At 63.9% G+C, this 16,901-nt stretch carries 18 protein-coding genes and 2 pseudogenes; 12 read left to right on the forward strand and 8 right to left on the reverse strand.

Annotated elements, in window-relative coordinates:
• Positions 1-18 precede the first annotated feature (18 nt).
• The 4 genes from plsY to ACFQAU_RS10590 form a co-directional block, all read right to left on the reverse strand.
• The gene (gene plsY / locus ACFQAU_RS10575; RefSeq protein ID WP_132444247.1) at positions 19-627 is read right to left on the reverse strand and encodes a glycerol-3-phosphate 1-O-acyltransferase PlsY; all 609 of its coding nucleotides are present in this window, start codon (positions 625-627) and stop codon (positions 19-21) included.
• Positions 627-1,907 (reverse strand): dihydroorotase, encoded by a 1,281-nt coding sequence (gene pyrC, locus ACFQAU_RS10580; protein WP_132444248.1) that lies wholly within the window; start codon positions 1,905-1,907, stop codon positions 627-629. The genes plsY and pyrC overlap by 1 nt, the downstream gene beginning before the upstream one ends.
• Before the next feature lie 251 nt (positions 1,908-2,158).
• Entirely contained in the window at positions 2,159-2,692 is a 534-nt protein-coding gene (locus ACFQAU_RS10585) for a hypothetical protein (RefSeq protein WP_120351760.1), read from the reverse strand.
• Positions 2,693-2,748: 56 nt separating this feature from the next.
• Positions 2,749-3,696: an aspartate carbamoyltransferase catalytic subunit gene (locus ACFQAU_RS10590; RefSeq protein WP_120352278.1), complete on the reverse strand. Its 948-nt coding sequence runs from the start codon at positions 3,694-3,696 to the stop codon at positions 2,749-2,751.
• Positions 3,697-3,804: 108 nt separating this feature from the next.
• Between ACFQAU_RS10590 and ACFQAU_RS10595 the strand changes: the two genes are divergently transcribed.
• The 3 genes from ACFQAU_RS10595 to moaB are packed head-to-tail and all read left to right on the forward strand — an operon-like array spanning position 3,805 to position 5,715.
• A complete protein-coding gene (locus ACFQAU_RS10595) occupies positions 3,805-4,569 on the forward strand; it encodes a uracil-DNA glycosylase (protein WP_132444249.1) in 765 nt (254 codons plus the stop codon).
• The gene (locus tag ACFQAU_RS10600) at positions 4,562-5,176 is read left to right on the forward strand and encodes a LysE family translocator (RefSeq protein WP_132444250.1); all 615 of its coding nucleotides are present in this window, start codon (positions 4,562-4,564) and stop codon (positions 5,174-5,176) included. Before ACFQAU_RS10595 ends, ACFQAU_RS10600 begins: the two co-directional genes overlap by 8 nt.
• Entirely contained in the window at positions 5,173-5,715 is a 543-nt protein-coding gene (gene moaB, locus ACFQAU_RS10605) for a molybdenum cofactor biosynthesis protein B (protein WP_132444251.1), read from the forward strand. The genes ACFQAU_RS10600 and moaB overlap by 4 nt, the downstream gene beginning before the upstream one ends.
• 9 nt (positions 5,716-5,724) lie before the next feature.
• Here the strand turns inward: moaB and ACFQAU_RS10610 are convergent, their stop codons facing one another.
• Positions 5,725-6,537 carry a protein-disulfide reductase DsbD domain-containing protein gene (locus tag ACFQAU_RS10610; RefSeq protein ID WP_132444252.1) on the reverse strand — a complete coding sequence of 271 codons (813 nt, stop codon included), beginning with the start codon at positions 6,535-6,537 and terminating at the stop codon, positions 5,725-5,727.
• A gap of 164 nt (positions 6,538-6,701) precedes the next feature.
• On the opposite strand from ACFQAU_RS10610, the gene ACFQAU_RS10615 reads away from it, so the two are divergent.
• Positions 6,702-7,256, forward strand: a complete 555-nt coding sequence (locus ACFQAU_RS10615; RefSeq protein ID WP_120351756.1) for a YqgE/AlgH family protein — start codon at positions 6,702-6,704, stop codon at positions 7,254-7,256.
• Here the strand turns inward: ACFQAU_RS10615 and ACFQAU_RS10620 are convergent.
• Positions 7,253-8,185, reverse strand: coding sequence for an L-threonylcarbamoyladenylate synthase (locus ACFQAU_RS10620; protein ID WP_132444253.1), 933 nt, complete (start codon positions 8,183-8,185; stop codon positions 7,253-7,255). The genes ACFQAU_RS10615 and ACFQAU_RS10620 overlap by 4 nt on opposite strands.
• Before the next feature lie 157 nt (positions 8,186-8,342).
• Between ACFQAU_RS10620 and ACFQAU_RS10625 the strand changes: the two genes are divergently transcribed.
• The 5 genes and pseudogenes from ACFQAU_RS10625 (at position 8,343) to ACFQAU_RS10645 (ending at position 12,539) form a co-directional block, all read left to right on the forward strand.
• Positions 8,343-10,070 carry an acyl-CoA dehydrogenase gene (locus ACFQAU_RS10625; RefSeq protein WP_132444254.1) on the forward strand — a complete coding sequence of 576 codons (1,728 nt, stop codon included), beginning with the start codon at positions 8,343-8,345 and terminating at the stop codon, positions 10,068-10,070.
• Positions 10,070-11,145 (forward strand): annotated as a pseudogene (locus ACFQAU_RS10630) (MBL fold metallo-hydrolase). The gene ACFQAU_RS10625 and the pseudogene ACFQAU_RS10630 overlap by 1 nt, the downstream one beginning before the upstream one ends.
• A 3-nt stretch (positions 11,146-11,148) precedes the next feature.
• Positions 11,149-11,607 (forward strand): DUF6173 family protein, encoded by a 459-nt coding sequence (locus ACFQAU_RS10635; protein WP_132444256.1) that lies wholly within the window; start codon positions 11,149-11,151, stop codon positions 11,605-11,607.
• A 155-nt stretch (positions 11,608-11,762) separates the two neighbouring features.
• Entirely contained in the window at positions 11,763-11,897 is a 135-nt protein-coding gene (locus tag ACFQAU_RS10640) for an aa3-type cytochrome c oxidase subunit IV (protein ID WP_067625061.1), read from the forward strand.
• A 33-nt stretch (positions 11,898-11,930) separates the two neighbouring features.
• Entirely contained in the window at positions 11,931-12,539 is a 609-nt protein-coding gene (locus tag ACFQAU_RS10645) for a hypothetical protein (RefSeq protein ID WP_120351752.1), read from the forward strand.
• A gap of 9 nt (positions 12,540-12,548) precedes the next feature.
• Here the strand turns inward: ACFQAU_RS10645 and ACFQAU_RS10650 are convergent, their stop codons facing one another.
• Both ACFQAU_RS10650 and ACFQAU_RS10655 read right to left on the reverse strand, forming a co-directional pair.
• Positions 12,549-12,875, reverse strand: a complete 327-nt coding sequence (locus ACFQAU_RS10650; RefSeq protein WP_067625053.1) for an AzlD domain-containing protein — start codon at positions 12,873-12,875, stop codon at positions 12,549-12,551.
• Positions 12,875-13,597: an AzlC family ABC transporter permease gene (locus ACFQAU_RS10655; protein ID WP_132444257.1), complete on the reverse strand. Its 723-nt coding sequence runs from the start codon at positions 13,595-13,597 to the stop codon at positions 12,875-12,877. The genes ACFQAU_RS10650 and ACFQAU_RS10655 overlap by 1 nt, the downstream gene beginning before the upstream one ends.
• 55 nt (positions 13,598-13,652) lie before the next feature.
• Between ACFQAU_RS10655 and ACFQAU_RS10660 the strand changes: the two are divergent.
• The 3 genes and pseudogenes from ACFQAU_RS10660 to ACFQAU_RS10670 all read left to right on the forward strand — a co-directional run bounded on the left by ACFQAU_RS10660 (position 13,653) and on the right by ACFQAU_RS10670 (position 16,901).
• Positions 13,653-14,536: pseudogene (locus ACFQAU_RS10660) on the forward strand (formate dehydrogenase accessory sulfurtransferase FdhD).
• Positions 14,537-14,538: 2 nt separating this feature from the next.
• On the forward strand, positions 14,539-15,141 hold the full coding sequence (gene mobA, locus ACFQAU_RS10665) for a molybdenum cofactor guanylyltransferase MobA (protein ID WP_132444259.1): 603 nt from the start codon (positions 14,539-14,541) through the stop codon (positions 15,139-15,141).
• On the forward strand, positions 15,138-16,901 hold the full coding sequence (locus ACFQAU_RS10670) for a bifunctional molybdopterin-guanine dinucleotide biosynthesis adaptor protein MobB/molybdopterin molybdotransferase MoeA (RefSeq protein WP_132444260.1): 1,764 nt from the start codon (positions 15,138-15,140) through the stop codon (positions 16,899-16,901). Before mobA ends, ACFQAU_RS10670 begins: the two co-directional genes overlap by 4 nt.

Here is a 16,901-nt window from a genome sequence, read left to right on the forward strand (position 1 = left end):
TGCCGCCTTCGGGCGGTGTCAGCCCTTCTGACCAATCCGCGATTCCGTACCGCTTCGAATGCGGCGAATGTTGTCGCGGTGCCGCCAAAAGATCAGCAGCGTCAGGGCGATGCCCAAAAGCAGCATTTCTCCATAGCCAAGGAACACCAGCAAAAAGGTTGAGCTTGCCGCTGCTGCCAGCGCCGACAGGGACGAGATGCGCGAGACTGCCGCCGTAATCAGCCAGACCGCACAGCATGCCAGCCCGACAGGCCATGCCAGCGCCAGCATGAGGCCCAAAAAGGTCGCCACGCCCTTGCCGCCGCGAAAGCCAAGCCAGACCGGATAGCAATGGCCGATCATCGCGCCGAGCGCCGCCGCCTGCGCGGCATCTTCGCCCGCGAAGGCCCGGGCCAGCAGCACCGCAACGGCCCCCTTGGCCCCGTCCAGCAACAGCGTCAGCGCCGCGGCTTTTTTGTTGCCGGTGCGCAGCACATTGGTCGCGCCGATGTTGCCCGACCCGATATCGCGCAGGTTGCCCAGCCCCATCAGCCGCGCCAGCAGCATGCCAAAGGCGATAGAGCCGATGACGTAGCCCGCCAGCGCCCAAAAAAGGATCATTTCAATAGAAGTGTCGATAGGGGGCATCAATTCGCCTCGTAAACGCAGGAGCCTGCAACATAAGTTGCCACGACCTTACCCTGCATCCGCATCCCGTCAAAGGGCGTGTTGCGGGATTTTGACCGCAGCGTCGCGCGGTCCAACACGAAGGGCGCGTCGGGGTTGAACAGCACCATATCCGCAGGCGCCCCCACGGCAATCCGCCCACCGGGCAGGCCGAGCCGTTTGGCCGGGTTCAGCGACAGCGCGCGCCAGAGCGTCGGCAGGTCCATCATCTCGGCATGGACCAATCGCAGGGCGGCGGGCAGCAGCGTTTCCAGCCCGACCGCGCCGCTGGCGGCTTCCTCGAAGGGCAGGCGTTTGCTTTCTTCGTCCTGCGGGGTGTGCATAGAGCAGATGATATCGATCAGGCCGCTGGCGACGGCTTCGACCACGGCGATGCGGTCTTCCTCGTCGCGCAGTGGCGGTTTCACCTTAAAGAAGGTCCGATAATCGGCCACGTCGAGCGCATTCAGCGTCAGATGGTGGATGCCCACGCCCGCGGTGATGTCGAGCCCGTTGCGCTTGGCGCGTTCCAGCGCGGGCAGGGCGCGTGCGGTGGTGATCTGGTCTGCGTGATACCGCGCGCCGGTCATCTCGATCAGGGCAATGTCGCGGTCCAGTCCCATGCGTTCGGCCATGGGCGACACGGCAGGCAGGCCGCGCAGCGAGGCGAATTTGCCGGAGGTGACAGCCGCCCCCTTGCTCAGCCCCGGATCCTGCGGGTGGGCGATGACGAGTGCACCAAGGCTGCGCGCATAGGTCAGCGCGCGGGAGAAGACTTTGGTATCCGTCACCACGCGATCGCAATCGGTAAAGGCGGCGGCGCCTGCATCCATCAGGAAGCCAATCTCGGTCATCTCGCGCCCGTCGCGGCCTTTGGTAAGTGCGGCCATGGGGACCACATTCACTGGGGCGGCCTCATTGGCGCGGCGGGTGACGAATTCGAGTGTTTCGGGGCTGTCGATGGCCGGATCGGTATCAGGGCGTGTGACCATCGTTGTCACCCCGCCCGCTGCTGCGGCCAGACCGGCAGAGCGGTAGCTTTCTTTATGCCGCTCGCCTGGTTCGCAAACTTTCACGCCAATATCGACGATGCCGGGGGCGAGGATATGACCACCGCAATCGATCACCTCTGCGCCGTCGGGCGCTGTAGCGCCACCGACCAGAACCTCGGCAATCACCCCATCGCGGACCAAAACAGCGGCTGGCTCAAGCGTGCTGGCTTCGGGGTCTAGAAGGCGCAGGTTGGTGAAGAACTGGGTCATGGGCGGGCCTTTGATGCGATAGCGGATGCGCCGCTGTCATGCCCCAAATCGCCCCCCAGACCAAGCGGTTTTCGCGGTTTTCTGAGGCAGGTGTCGCCCTTAACCGCCGATCCAAATCATCATACCGACCACGCCAAAAGCCACCAGAAGGGCGACCATCGCAATACGGCCAGACATCTTGGGATCGTGTTCAGGTTCTTGCATGGGCCAGATGTAACCCGCCAGCACCAAGGGTGCCAGCGGTTTTCGCCTTAGGCCAGCAGCCACCAGATGACCAGCAGGATCAGCGCGACAACGGCCACGATCACCATCGTCTTGCCGCCACCGCCCTTTGCAGGCTCAGCCGGAGAGACGCGGGGGATGCCGGTGTAGGGCTGGGCGGCTTCGGCTTCCATCGCTTGCACGGGCGTGTCGGGGCCGCCTTCGGTATAGGTGCCGATATGGGTCAGCGCCGGGATCGGAGCCAGTTGCAGCGACTGCCCGGCGAAAGCGCGGGAGTAGACGATCATTACCCAGCCGTCGAGCGCGGCAAGCTTGCTGCGGTCCGTCTCGATCTGGTTGGGGTTCACGCCATTGCCGTCGCGCAGATAGCCCGCAAGCCCCAGTTGATCTAGGTCGGCAACCCGAAAGACCTCTGTATAGGCCGCGTCAATCCGCTCGACCCCAAGGGCGGCGGCCTGTGCGGTCTCATCATCACGCATGGCCCGCGCCTCGTCATCCGAGAGCGAGAGGGTGTAGACCCGGACTTTGCCGGCTTCTTGCGGGGCGACTTCTGTATGGGGCATGACGGCTTCCTTTAACTGTTCTCAGGAAAACGCCGCTTGGCCCATTGGGGTTCCGCTCAGATCGCGCCGGGCTGGGCGGCGATGTGGTTGCGCGCCAGCAGGTCCATTGCGGCCATGCGCACGGCGACGCCCATCTCTACCTGATCTTGGATCACCGAGCGATTGATGTCATCGGCCAGCGTGCCGTCAATCTCAACCCCGCGGTTCATCGGGCCGGGATGCATGACAATGGCATCGGGGCTGGCATGGGCGAGCTTTTCGGCATCCAGCCCGTAGCGGTGATAATACTCGCGCTCGGAGGGGATGAACCCGCCGTCCATCCGCTCTTTCTGGAGGCGCAGCATCATCACCACATCGACACCTTCGAGCCCCTTTTTCATGTCGTCAAAGACTTCGACGCCAAATTGGTCGATCTGGCTCGGCATCAGGGTCGGCGGGCCGACAAGGCGGATGCGGTTCTCCATCTTGCCAAGCAGTAGGATGTTCGACCGCGCCACCCGGCTGTGCGCGATATCGCCGCAGATCGCGATGCTGAGGCGGTGCAGCCTACCCTTGGCGCGGCGGATCGTCAGCGCATCCAGCAGTGCCTGTGTGGGATGCTCGTGCCGCCCGTCGCCTGCGTTGAGCACGGCGCAGTTCACCTTCTGCGCCAGCAGGTCCACCGCGCCGGATTGCGGATGGCGTACCACCAGCAGATCTGGGTGCATTGCGTTCAGCGTCATCGCGGTATCAATCAGCGTCTCGCCCTTTTTGATCGAGCTGGCCTGCATCGCCATGTTCATCACATCCGCGCCTAGACGCTTGCCCGCGATCTCGAAACTCGCCTGCGTGCGGGTGGAGTTTTCAAAGAACATATTGATCTGCGTCAGCCCGCGCAGCGCGTCCGAATGCTTGTTCGGCTGGCGGTTGCGGTCTGCATAGGTGTCGGCCAAATCCAGCAGGGTGGTGATGTCTGCCTGCGAGAGTTGTTCGATGCCAAGCAGGTGGCGATGGGCGAATGACATGGTGGCGATCCCTTCTGCTGTTGCCGCCTTATAGGCGCGGGCGGCTTGGCAGGTAAAGCGCAGCGATAGGGCATTTCGCCCCTCGCCTACAGGGCGTAAGCTGCGGCCATGGAATCATTCGATTATCATCAGGCGGCAGAGATGCTGGCGCGGCAGGTTGAGCTTGGCGCGACCGAAGCGATTTGCGACGCCCCGGTCAACCGCTATGAGGTGCCCGCAAGCCCGCCCAAAGCCAGTGCCAAGATCGGCAAAGGCCCCCAGCCTTTGCAGGCGTCGGAAACGCCCGACCCCGTCGCCTTGGCCCGCCGCGCCGCGCGGGGCGCGCAGACCTTGGAAGAGTTGCGCGCCGCGGTCCAAGGGTTCGAACATTGCGAGCTTCACAAGGGTGCGCGCAATCTGGTCTTTGCCGATGGGGTGCCGGGCGCGCCTTTGATGATCTTTGGCGAAGCGCCCGACCGCGACGAAGACCGCGCGGGCAAGCCTTTCGTGGGGCGCACGGGTCAGATGCTTGACCGGATGCTGGCGGCGATCGACATGGGGCGGGACCGCAATGTCTACCTGTCGAATATCCTACCGTGGCGCACGCCGCAGGGGCGCGACCCGAAACCGGATGAGATTGCGATGATGCGCCCCTTTGTGCAGCGTCATATCGAATTGGCCAAACCCAAGGTGCTGGTGCTCTTTGGCAATTGGTCCTGCCAGTCGCTGCTGGAAAAACGCAGCATCATGCGGTTGCGGGGCAATTGGACCAAAGCCGCCGATCTTTCTTGCATGCCGATGGTCCATCCCGGCTACCTTCTGCGCAACCCCGAGGCCAAGCGCGAGGCTTGGGCCGATTTGTTGAGCGTTCAGGCCAACTTGCGCGATGGTTGATGCGCTGACCCTTCTGGCTTTCGTGCCTGCCGCCTTGGCTCTGAACCTGACACCGGGGGCGGATATGATGTTTTGCCTTGGGCAGGGGCTGCGTTCGGGCCCGCGTGCCGCGCTGGCGGCGAGTGCCGGGATCTCCGCGGGCGCTTTTGTGCATGTGACGCTGGCGGGGCTTGGTCTTGGGGCGCTGGTGGCGGCGCTGCCTTGGGCGCTTGATCTGATCCGCTGGCTTGGCGTGGCCTATCTGCTGTGGCTTGCGGTTCAAACGCTGCGACAGGCTGGAAAGCCGCGCGACACGACGCCCGGCATGGGCGGCTGGCGGGCGTTTAACACCGGGTTTATCGTCAATTTGACCAACGCCAAGGTGATCCTTTTCGTGCTGGCCTTTCTGCCGCAATTCGTGGTGCCAGAGGCTGGGCCGGTCTTGGCGCAGTTCTTGACCTTTGGCGCGGTGCTGGCCTTGGGCGGTTTCGTCATCAACGGCGCGGTGGGAGTCTTCGCTGCCGGAATCGGGCGACGGCTGGCCGGGGGCGGGCGTGTGCTCGGTTGGATCAGCAGCGGCATTTTCGTGGCACTGGCCGCGCGTTTGGCAATGATGGAGCGGACATGAGCAGGATCGACGACAGCCGGGAGTTCATCCCCGTGAGAATTGCCGTGCTGACCGTTTCGGACAGCCGCAGCTTGGCCGAGGACCGTTCGGGTGATGTGCTGGTCGGACGGATTGAAGCGGCGAGCCATGTGCTGGCCGCGCGCGAGATCGTGACCGACGACCGACCCGCCATCGCGGCGCAACTGCGCGACTGGTGCGCGGACCCTGAAATCGACGTGGTGATCAGCACGGGCGGCACCGGGCTTACGGGGCGCGACGTGACCGTCGAGGCGCACCGCGATGTCTATGAGAAAGAGATCGACGCTTTCGGCACAGTCTTCACCATGATTTCAATGGAGAAGATCGGCACCAGCGCCGTGCAAAGCCGTGCGACGGGCGGGGTGGCGCAGGGGACGTATCTCTTCGCGTTGCCCGGCAGCCCGGGGGCCTGCAAAGACGCATGGGACGGCATACTGCTCAAGCAGTTGGACTACCGCCATATGCCCTGCAATTTCGTAGAGATCATGCCCCGGCTAGACGAGCATCAACGCCGCAAGTAGCGCCGTGACTTAGCCAGAGGTGCAGCCCGTGATCTCGACACTGTGATCCTGCCCGATGACGGTGATCCGAATGGCAAAGCGGTCCAATGCCAGCGCCGTGCCGTTCTCGGCGATCATCTCTCCGCTGGCGACAAGTGTATTGCCCGACCGCTGGCTGTCCATCTCGCTCATCCACATGTTGGGGTTGCCGGGCTCAATCACCACGGTCTCCTTACCCCCGGCAGAGGGCAGGGCAAGCCGGGTTTCGATCTCCAGCCCCCGCGCGGTGGGGCGCAGGCTGCATTGGGCGCTTTTCAATCCAGCCTCGGCCCCCGAATAGGGCCGCGCTGCAAAGGCGGCGGCGATGGCCGGGGTGGGCTTGCTGTCACGGGTGTCGAGCAGGGCGCGCAGGCGGATGGTTTGTGGCAGGCAGATGTCACTGCACACGCCAAGGTCGATGCTGGCGTCCAAGCTTACCGGGGCACCGGGGCGGCGCGGGGTGATGGTCAGCGGCAGGATCACTTCGCGGGCATAGCCAATGGAGTTCACCCCGCCTTGGTCAAAGACCTTGGGCGCGGGCCATGTGATTTGCACATCGCGCAGGTTGTCAGAGCCGGACCAGTCGAACTCTGGCGGAATGCCAGCGTCACCGGGGCTGCGCCAATAGGTCTTCCACCCCGGAGCCATGCGCAGCCGGATCGCCGCCACCCGCCGCCCGTCGGCCTGTTGCCAACCAGTGAGCAGATCACCCTGCAGTGGCGTGCCGACACCGTCCTGTGCGGCGGCGGGCAGGGCAAGGGCAAGGCAGGAAAGAACGGCGGAGAAGAGGCGCGATATATTCATGGGGTCTTGATGGGGTATCCATCCGCGCCTGCCAAGTCACATTTGCATCATCCATGTTTCGCCGATGGGGCGGGCGGCGGGCGGCATCTCTTGTTTTGTAGGGCGCAAGCGGCCATGTTTAAAGAAAGGTTACCTTCAGGAGGTGGGCGTTGACGGGTCAGACAATGGAACTGACGGGCAAACTGCTGGTCGCGATGCCGGGCATGGGCGATCCACGTTTCGCACATTCCGTAATCTATCTTTCTGCGCATTCAGAACAGGGCGCGATGGGGCTGATGGTCAACAAACCCGCCCCGGAACTGCGCCTGTCGGATGTGCTGGATCAATTGGTCGATGACACGCCGCCGCAGGCGAAATCTCTGGCCGTACATTTCGGCGGCCCGGTCGAGACGGGGCGCGGCTTTGTGCTGCATTCCGATGAATACCGCTCTGCCCTTGAAACGCTGCGGGTCGGCGATGGCATTGCGCTGACCGCCACGCGCGACATCCTAGAAGACATCGCCACCGGCAAGGGGCCAGAGCGCGCGCAGTTGATGCTGGGCTATGCGGGCTGGGGGCCGGGGCAGTTGGAGGGCGAGATTGCGCAGAACGGCTGGCTGACCTGCGAGGCCTCGCCAGAGGTGATTTTTGACCTGCCGGATGCAGAGAAATGGGCGGCGGCGCTCAAAACGCTGGGCATTGACCCCTTGGGGCTTTCGGCCTCAGCCGGCCACGCCTAGCGCGGGGCGGCGGCGCGGGCCAAACGGTCGTTGATCGCGCGGCCCAAGCCGTGATCGGGGATCGGCGCTACGGCGATGCTCTGTCCGGTGGCGTCCAACTGGTGCAGATGGTCAAAAAGCTTCGCCGCAGCCTCGGTCAGGTCGCCGGAGGGCGAGAGGTTGAGGTCGCAAACCATCGTTCCAAAGCCAAGCAACACTTCGCCCGGCCCAGCCGTTTCCGCGTTCAACCGCACCGCCGCGCCAGGGGCGTAGTGAGAGGCCAACTGCCCCGGCGCGATGATCTCTGCCCCATCGACGATCTCTAGCGGTTGCCCGAGCGCCGCCTCTATCGCCTCACTCGGCAGGCCGCCTGCGCGGAGCAGGGCAGGGCGGGGGCCGGTCAGACCGAGGATCGTGCTTTCCAAACCAACAGTGCAGGCGCCGTCATCCAGTACCGCCGCGATCTTACCGTCGAGGCCCGCCAGCACATGCGCAGCCGTGGTCGCGCTGATCTTGCCCGAGGGGTTGGCCGAGGGCGCGGCCACGGGACCGTTGAGTGCCTGCAAGACCTGCCGCATGGCGGGGTGGGCTGGCACGCGCACCGCAAGGCTGGGCAATCCCGCCGTGACCAGTGACGACAGCCCGCTGTCGGGTTTGAGCGGTAAGACCAATGTCAGCGCGCCGGGCCAAAAGGCCTGCGCCAACCGGTCGGCATCGTCGGTCCATTCCACGTATCGTTTGGCGGTCTCGATATCCGGCAAATGCACGATCAGCGGATTGAAGCTGGGCCGCCCCTTGGCGGCATAAATGCCCGCCACGGCTTCCCCATTGCGGGCGTCCGCGCCAAGGCCATAGACCGTCTCGGTCGGCAGAGCGACCAGCGCACCGTCTTGCAGCAGCTTCGCCGCGCGGGCGATGCCTTGGGGCGTGGGGGTCAGCGTCTCGGTCATAGCAGGGCTAATCCTGTCTAATCCTGCAGCATCCCGTGACGCCGCGTTTGGGTTGCGGGGGCGGCCGGGCATTTCATGCTGGCGGCAACATAAACCAGCCTTTATCAGGGCCATGTTAGGCTTGCCAGATCAAGCGCGCCTTTCAGGAGGATATGATATGCCGTACCGCGCCGCCGTGGATGACTACCGTTTTCTGATCGAAGATGTGCTGGATTTCGCAGCCCTCCGCGCCACTGACCGCTACGCCGAGGCCACCGATGACGTGACCGGCGCAATTTTGGAGGAGGCGGGGCGGCTTTGTAATGACGTGCTGGCGCCCCTGCAACGTGGCGGCGATCTGCATCCCGCGAAGTTGGAGAACGGCATCGTGCGGACCTCTCCGGGTTTTGCCGAAGGCTTTGCCGCGATTGCCGAGGGCGGTTGGATCGGCATGTCGGCCGACCCTGAATTCGGCGGCATGGGCCTGCCGATGACCCTGACCAGCGCAGTCAACGAGATGATGAGCGGCGCTTGCCTGTCGCTTCAGCTTGCGCCTTTGATGAGCCAAGGCCAGATCGAAGCGTTGGAGCATCACGCAAGCGACACGATCAAGACCCTCTACCTGCCCAAGCTGATCTCGGGCGAATGGACCGGTACGATGAACCTGACCGAGCCGCAGGCCGGGTCGGACGTGGGCGCGCTCAGCAGCCGGGCCGAAGACAATGGCGACGGGACCTACGCGGTCTCGGGCCAGAAAATCTATATCTCTTGGGGCGACAATGATTTCGCGGGCAATGTCTGCCATCTCGTTCTTGCCCGGCTGCCGGGGGCACCCGCGGGCACCAAGGGGATCAGCCTGTTCCTCGTGCCTAAGTTCATCCCCGATGAGAATGGGGAGCCGGGCCAGCGCAATGGTGTCAGCGTAGTCAGCCTTGAGCATAAGATGGGTCTGCACGGCTCGCCCACTGCGGTCATGCAATATGACGACGCGACCGGTTGGATCGTTGGCCGCGAAGGCGGCGGCATGGCGGCGATGTTTACGATGATGAACAATGCGCGGCTAGGCGTTGGAGAGCAGGGCATTGGGGCCGCTGAAGGGGCCTATCAACTTGCGCTGGACTATGCGCTGGACCGCAAACAGGGCCGGTCGCCTGTCGAGGGTGGCACGGGCACCATTGTCGATCACGCCGACGTACGCCGGATGCTGCTGAGCATGAAGGCCGATATCTTTGCCTCTCGTGCCATCGCGCTGAGCTGCGCCTATGCCAGCGACATGGCGCGCGCCGGGCAGGGCGACGAATGGGCGGCGCGGGCGGCGTTCCTGACGCCGATCACCAAGGCTTTCGGCACTGACGTAGGCATGAGCGTTGCCGAGATGGGCGTGCAGGTGCATGGCGGCATGGGCTTTATCGAAGAAACCGGCGCTGCGCAGTTCAGCCGCGATGTACGCGTCACGGCGATTTATGAGGGCACCAACGGCATTCAGGCGATGGACCTTGTCGCCCGCAAAATGATGGACGGCGGTGAGGCAGCGAACCGGCTGCTGGACGAAATCGAAGCCGATGCCGAGACCGCACGCGACCCGTTCCCGCGCATGGCCGATGCCGTCTGGCAAGCCAGCGAGACCCTGCGCGAAGCGACTGAATGGATGACCGCGCAAAAGGACATGAACGAACGCTTCGCCGGGGCCGTGCCTTACCTGCGCGCCTTTGCCCGTGTGCTGGGCGGGCATCTGCATTTGCAAGCCGCCATGGCCGAGAAAGCCGCAGGCGGCAGCGGTGCACGTGAAAAGCTGGCGCGATTTTACATCCAACGCCTCTTGCCCGAGCATCAGGGGCTGCTGGCCCATGCGCAGGCGGGGGCCGAAGACCTCTATGCGCTTGATGTCGAAGACCTGAGAAGCTGATGACAGAACAGGCCACCCTCTCCGCCACCACGCCGAAACCGCCCAAGGGGCTGCGCTATCCATGGGACGTGCCCCCGCCGAGGGGGAGGCGATAGAAGTGGCGCCGGGGGTGCTTTGGTTCCGCCTGCCGCTGCCGATGAAGCTGGATCACGTCAACGTCTATGCGCTGGACGAAGGTGACAGCTGGACGGTGATCGACACCGGTTTCGCTTCGCGCCGGGCAAAGGACATCTGGCAGGGGCTGATGGCCGGACCGCTGGGCCGCAAACCGATCTCGCGCGTGGTCGTCACCCATCATCACCCCGATCACATCGGCCTTGCCGGTTGGTTGCAGACGGAGCATGGCGCGAAACTGGTCACCACACGGACCGCATGGCTCACCGCGCGGATGCTGACGCTGGACGTGCAAGAGGTGCCGGTCGCCGAATCCCTGTCGTTTTATCGTAAAGCGGGCATGGCGGCGGAGCTCTACGACAAACGCGCCAACGAACGACCTTTCAATTTTTCCGACGTCGTGGCCCCGCTGCCGCTAGGCTTCACCCGGATCCGGCAGGATGACGTGATCCGCATGGGCGGGCGCGATTGGGATGTGCATATCGGCAATGGTCATGCGCCCGAACACGCCACCTTCTGGAGCCGGGATGACAATTTGGTGATCGCGGGGGATCAAATCCTGCCCTCCATCAGCCCCAACATCGGCGTCTACCCGACGGAGCCCATGGCCGACCCCATCGGCGAATGGTTGGAGGCTTGCGAGCGTTTCCTACCCTTGGCGCGCGAGGATCATCTGGTACTTGGCGGGCACAAACTGCCCTTCACCGGCCTGCCGACGCGACTTAAACAGTTGATCGAGAACCACCACAGCGCCCTGCGCCGCCTGCTGGCCTATATCGACACGCCGAAATCAGCCTCGGAATGTTTCGCGCCGCTGTTCAAGCGCAGCATTGGCGAGGCGGAATATGGCCTAGCGCTGGTTGAAGCCGTCGCCCATCTGAGCCACCTTTACCAAGCCGGAGAGGCCACACGCGTGCTGCGTGAGGCAGACGGCGCATGGGTGTATCAGCGCAAGGGGTGAGCGATGGGCGATCAGGTGAAAACGGCGGCCGAAGCCTATGAGGAGGCCGCACTGCCGCGTATGCATGAGGTGCATACAGGCGCGGATCAGCCCAAGTCAGGCGACCAGCCGCTGCCCAAATCGGTAACCGACAAGCCGGTGAAACAGAAGTCGCCAGCGCAATGGGCCTATGAGCGGGTCGTGCTTTATCTCAAGAATTTTGAAGAAAAGCTCGACAATGACCATGAGGCGGCGATTGGCTTTGCCGGGGGCGACGCCGGGGTGCTGCGGATCGAAGGCATGGGGTATTTCGACCCCGACATCATCACTTTTTACGGCGTCGATCCGGCAGGGGCGCGGGCGCAATTGGTGCAGCATGTGGGGCAGTTAAACGTGATGTTGCGGGCCCTGCCAAAGAAAGTGCCCGATGCCGCACCGCAAAGGATCGGCTTTCGTTTGGTCGCCGATCTGGAAGAGACCTGACCTGCACGACTCTTTCGCGTGCGCGCAAGTGTAAGATTCCCCTCTAGCGCGTAATTTCGCGTAACGCTAGTATGGTTTTCTGATTATCATCCCCCCGTGACAGGGTGTTACGAATAGGTTAATCAGCGCCAACAGATTGTCTTAGGGAGACGAAAATGGCTGAACACGAACACGGCAGCATGAATTACGAACCACAGCAAAAGACCTTTGACGGGTTCATGACCTTCGTGACGCGCAGCGCCGTTGTCATCCTGGCGATCCTGGTTCTGCTGGCGATCTTTGCCGGTTGATCACGCCCTATCCCTGCGTGAGAGGGTAACCCTTTGAAAACTCTCTTGACGACGATTGCGCTGGTAGGCGTTCTGGCTGGCTGTTCGGTGGATCAAAGCCCCGATAGCCCGCCCGATGTCGTGGCGCGTGCGGCCTATCGCTCGCCCGAGCCGCCCTCCCTCACTTTGATGACCATGGTGAACAACCGTACCGGCAGCGGCGGACATACTGCCCTGATGGTAAACGGCTCGCAGCGGGTGATCTTTGACCCCGCCGGATCGTTCCGGGACGCGCGGATGGCCGAGCGGGGCGATGTGCTCTACGGGGTGACGCCCGCGTGGCTGCAGGCCTATAAATCCGCCCATGCCCGCAGCACCTTTCATGTGGTCAGTCAGGAAATTCCCGTCAGCCCCGAAGTGGCCGAACGGGCGCTTCGGTTGGTGACCTCCAACGGGGCGGTGCCCGGTGCATTTTGCGCCAATGCCACCAGCGGCATTCTCAGCCAAATCCCCGGCTTCCAAAGCGTTGGGTCGACGTTCTACCCCGTCAAGCTGCAAGAGCGGTTTGAGACTCTGCCGGGTGTCACCACAACGAAATATTACGAAGATGATGAGGGCGATGTGATCGACGCCCTGCGTGCAGCGCAACTGGCCCGCCAGTAGCGCCCGCGCTTACCCCACCAGATAGAGCATCCCATAGAGCGCCGCGGCCCCTGACAGGATCGCGGCGAGCACGTTCTTGCTCGCCAGTCCCACGCCCAGCGTGACCACCGCCGCAGTCACACGCGGCAGGTCGAACTGCCCGTCCGTGCCCGAGGGCCAAAGCACCTGCGGTGCCACCAGCGCGGGCAGAATCGCCACGGCGGTATAACGCAGATGCCGCAACAGCCACGCGGGCATCTGCTTGTTGCCGACCAATCCGGTAAAGACAAAGCGCAGGAAAAAGCTGCCCAGCCCAAGACCGATGATCACGATCCAAAGTGAGGTTCTGTCGATCATCATGCCGTGCTCCCCGGTTTGCGCCGTTCCATCCACGCCTCGACCTGCGCGCCGGTGATCATGCCCGCGAGCCCCGCGATGATCAGCCCAAGCGCATAGGGCACATCGACAGCGATGAGGCTCACGATCACCGCAACAAGCGCCGCCGCCACATGGGCCAGTGTGCGAAACATCGGCGCGATCATGGCCAGAAAGGTGATCGGAATGGCAAAGTCCAGCGCCCAACTGTCCGGCACGCTGGAGCCAACCATCGCGCCAATCAGCGTGAAGATATACCAAAGCGGCACCACCGGCGTCACGGTTCCAAAGAAATAGGCCATCCGCTGCGGCACCGTCATCTGCGGTTCCCGCTCATATTGGGTCATCGCCGCCACATAGGATTGATCGACCGTCATATAGGCCGCCAGCGCCCGCTGCCACAGCGGCGCGCCGCCGATCCACGGGGTGAGAGAGGCCGAATACATGGCCATACGCAGGTTCACCGCCAGCGCCGAGGCCAGCACGATGGCCGTGGGTACGTCTTCTTGCAACAGTTGCAGCGCCGTGAACTGCGCGGCCCCGGCGATCACCACGATCGAGAATGTCAGCGTCTCGAATACGTTCAACCCGGCCTCTGTCGCCAATAGACCAAAGAGAGAGGCGAAGGGGATGATCACCAGCACGAAAGGCAATGCGTCAACGATACCTTTGCGATAGGCGGATTTGGTGGTGGTGATGGCCATGACGAACTCTTAAATATAATGTCAAAGGCTTAGACCTAACCGGAAGGGGATACAATTGGCCCGCGACAATGAACTTAGCAATTATCTGATCGCCCCCGATCCCACTGCTGTTCGACTGACGCGGAATGTCTCTGGCGTGGATCACACCGGCGCGGAGGTGGCGATCAATGTGGTCGAAGAACGCCCCCTGACGATATTCCTCAACCGACAAGAGATCGTGACCGCCATGACCATTGGCGATTACCCGGCCTATCTGGCGCTCGGCTTTCTGCGCAATCAGGGGATGCTGCGCCCGGACGAAGAGATCACCGGCGTCGACTATGACGAAGAGCTTGAGACCGTCGTCGTGCGCACCAAACGCGCCACCGATTACGAAGACAAGATGCAGCGCAAGACCCGCACCAGCGGTTGCGCCGTGGGCACGGTCTTTGGTGATATGATGGAGGGGCTGGCCGATGTGCGCTTGCCCGACACGCCGGTGCGCACCTCGGACCTTTACGCGCTGGCGGCCAAGATCAACCGGACGCCGAGCCTTTATCTTGAGGCCGGGGCGATCCACGGCACCGTGCTGTGCCAAGGCGACCGACCGCTGGTCTATATGGAGGATGTGGGCCGTCACAACGCGGTCGACAAGATCGCGGGTTGGATGCTCTCCGAAGGGGTCGGGGCCGAGGATAAAGTGCTCTATACCACCGGGCGGCTGACCTCTGAGATGGTGATCAAGACGGCGATGATGGGCATTCCGGTGCTGGCGTCCCGCTCGGGCTTTACCGCTTGGGGGTGGAGATTGCGCAGCAGGTGAATCTTACGCTGATCGGGCGGATGCGCGGGCAGCGATTTACCTGTCTGGCGGGCGAGGGGCGGTTGATCCGCGACGCGGATCCGACCACCGTGGCCGAGGAGCCGCGCAAAAGCGGGCGCAAGGGCGCGAAGGATTGACCATGAAACAACCACTTGGCGTCATTTTGGCGGGCGGGCAGGCGACCCGTATGGGCGGCGGTGATAAGGGCTTGCTGCCGCTGGGGCAGGGCACGCTGCTATCCTCGGTGATCGACCGGCTGGAGCCGCAGGTCGCGGGACTTGCGCTCAATGCCAATGGCGATGCGGCGCGCTTTGCGGATCTGGGCCTGCCGGTGCTGGCGGATAGTATCGAGGGTTTCGCCGGGCCGCTTGCGGGCGTGCTGGCCGGGCTCGACTGGGCCGCCGAACAGGGGGCCGATACGATTGTGACCGCCGCTGCCGATACGCCTTTCTTCCCCTGTGATCTGGTTCCCCGTCTGCTACTCGCCGCTGATGATATGGCCCATCCGCTCGCCTTGGCCGCGACGCCGGACGTGAAACGCGGCACGGCGCGGCATCCGACCTTTGGCCTCTGGCCCGTGGCGCTGCGCGACGATCTGCGCAGCGCTTTGGCGGGCGGGCTGCGCAAGGTGGTGCTCTGGACCGATCAGCACGATGGGCGCGAGGCGCTGTTCCCCGATGAGGCCGCTTTCTTCAACGTGAACACGCCCGAGGATTTGGCGAAAGCAGAGGCGATGGCATGAGGGTTTACGGTGTCGTCGGTTGGAAGAACGCGGGCAAGACCGGATTGATGGAGCGGTTGGTGGCCGAGATCACCGGGCGCGGCTTCACCGTCTCGACCGTCAAACATGCGCATCACACTTTCGACGTGGACCACCCCGGCAAGGACAGCCACCGCCACCGCGTCGCGGGCGCGCGCGAGGTGCTGCTGGCCTCCGGCGCGCGCTTTGCCTTGATGCATGAGTTGCGCGGGGCCGAAGAGCCACCGCTCGACGCGCATCTGGCGCGGCTTTCGCCTGTCGATCTGGTGCTGATCGAAGGCTACAAACGCGATGGCCATCCCAAGGTCGAAGCGCACCGGGCCGAGACCGGAAACGCGCTGATCGCGCCGGATGACCCGACGGTGCGGGCGTTGGCCAGCGACGTGGCGCTTGAGATGGACCGGCCTGTTTTTGACCTGAACGACACCCGTGCGATTGCCGATTTCATCCTGCGCGAAGTGGGGCTGATCGCCGCCCCAACGGCACCTGCCACCACCGCACCCCCGCCCCTGCGCAACGATTGCTTTGCCCTCCCACCCGGCGTGCATTGGACCCCGGTGGATGATGCGCTGGCGCTGTTGAAAGAGCGCCTCCACCCTGTGACGGGGGCGGAAACCTTTCCCGCCGCCGATGCCGGGGGGCGTATCGTGGCCGAAGATGTCACAGCCCTCCGCGCGAACCCGCCGCTGCCGAACACGGCGGTCGATGGCTACGGTTTTGCCGGTGGGCGCGGCGAAGGGTTGCATGAGCTTCCGCTGGTGCCGGGCCGTGCAGCGGCAGGGGATCGCCCCGGCGCAGTGCCTGCGGGCCAAGCGATCCGCGTGCTGACCGGCGCGGCGCTGCCTGAGGGCGTAGATACCGTGATCCTGCAAGAAGACGTGACCGCCGAGGGCGGCATGTTGCGGTTTCACGGGCCGGTGAAACAGGGGGCGAACACCCGCAAAGCCGGAGAGGATGTACAAGCCGGCGATGTGATCCTCGCCGCAGGCACGCGCGTTGGTCCGGCGGAACTGGCATTGATGGCGGCAGCAGGTGTGGCAGAGGTGCGCCTACGCAAGCGATTGAAGGTCGGCGTGATCTCAACCGGCGACGAATTGGTCGAGATGGGGGAGGCAGCACGCGACGGGCAGATTTACGACGCCAACCGCCCCATGTTGCTGCAACTCGCGACGGACTTTGGGCACGAGACCGTCGATCTGGGCCGCGTGGCCGACGACCGTGCCACCCTGCGCAATCGGCTTGACGCGTCGGCGGGGCAGGTGGATGTGATCCTGACCAGCGGCGGCGCTTCGGCGGGGGACGAAGACCACGTCTCGGCCCTGTTGACCGAGGCGGGAGCGATGCAGCTTTGGCGGATCGCGGTGAAGCCGGGGCGGCCTTTGGCGCTTGGCCTGTGGCAAGGCGTGCCGGTGTTCGGGCTGCCAGGCAATCCGGTGGCGGCGATGGTCTGTTCGTTGATTTTCGCGCGGCCCGCCATGACGCTGCTTGCCGGGGGCGGCTGGCAGGAACCGCAGGGCTTTGATGTGCCTGCCGCGTTTGAGAAACGTAAAAAGGCCGGGCGGCGTGAATACCTGCGCGCCCGGATGCGCGATGGCCGGGCCGAGGTTTTCGCCTCCGAAGGATCGGGGCGTATCAGCGGGCTAAGCTGGGCCGAAGGGCTGGTCGAGTTGGACGAGACCGCGCGCGACATTGCGCCCGGCGATCTCGTCCGTTTCATTCCTTACGGCAGTTTTACCAGCTAA

It is taken from the genome of Sulfitobacter profundi, from assembly GCF_042661425.1.
Lineage (GTDB): Bacteria > Pseudomonadota > Alphaproteobacteria > Rhodobacterales > Rhodobacteraceae > Sulfitobacter > Sulfitobacter profundi.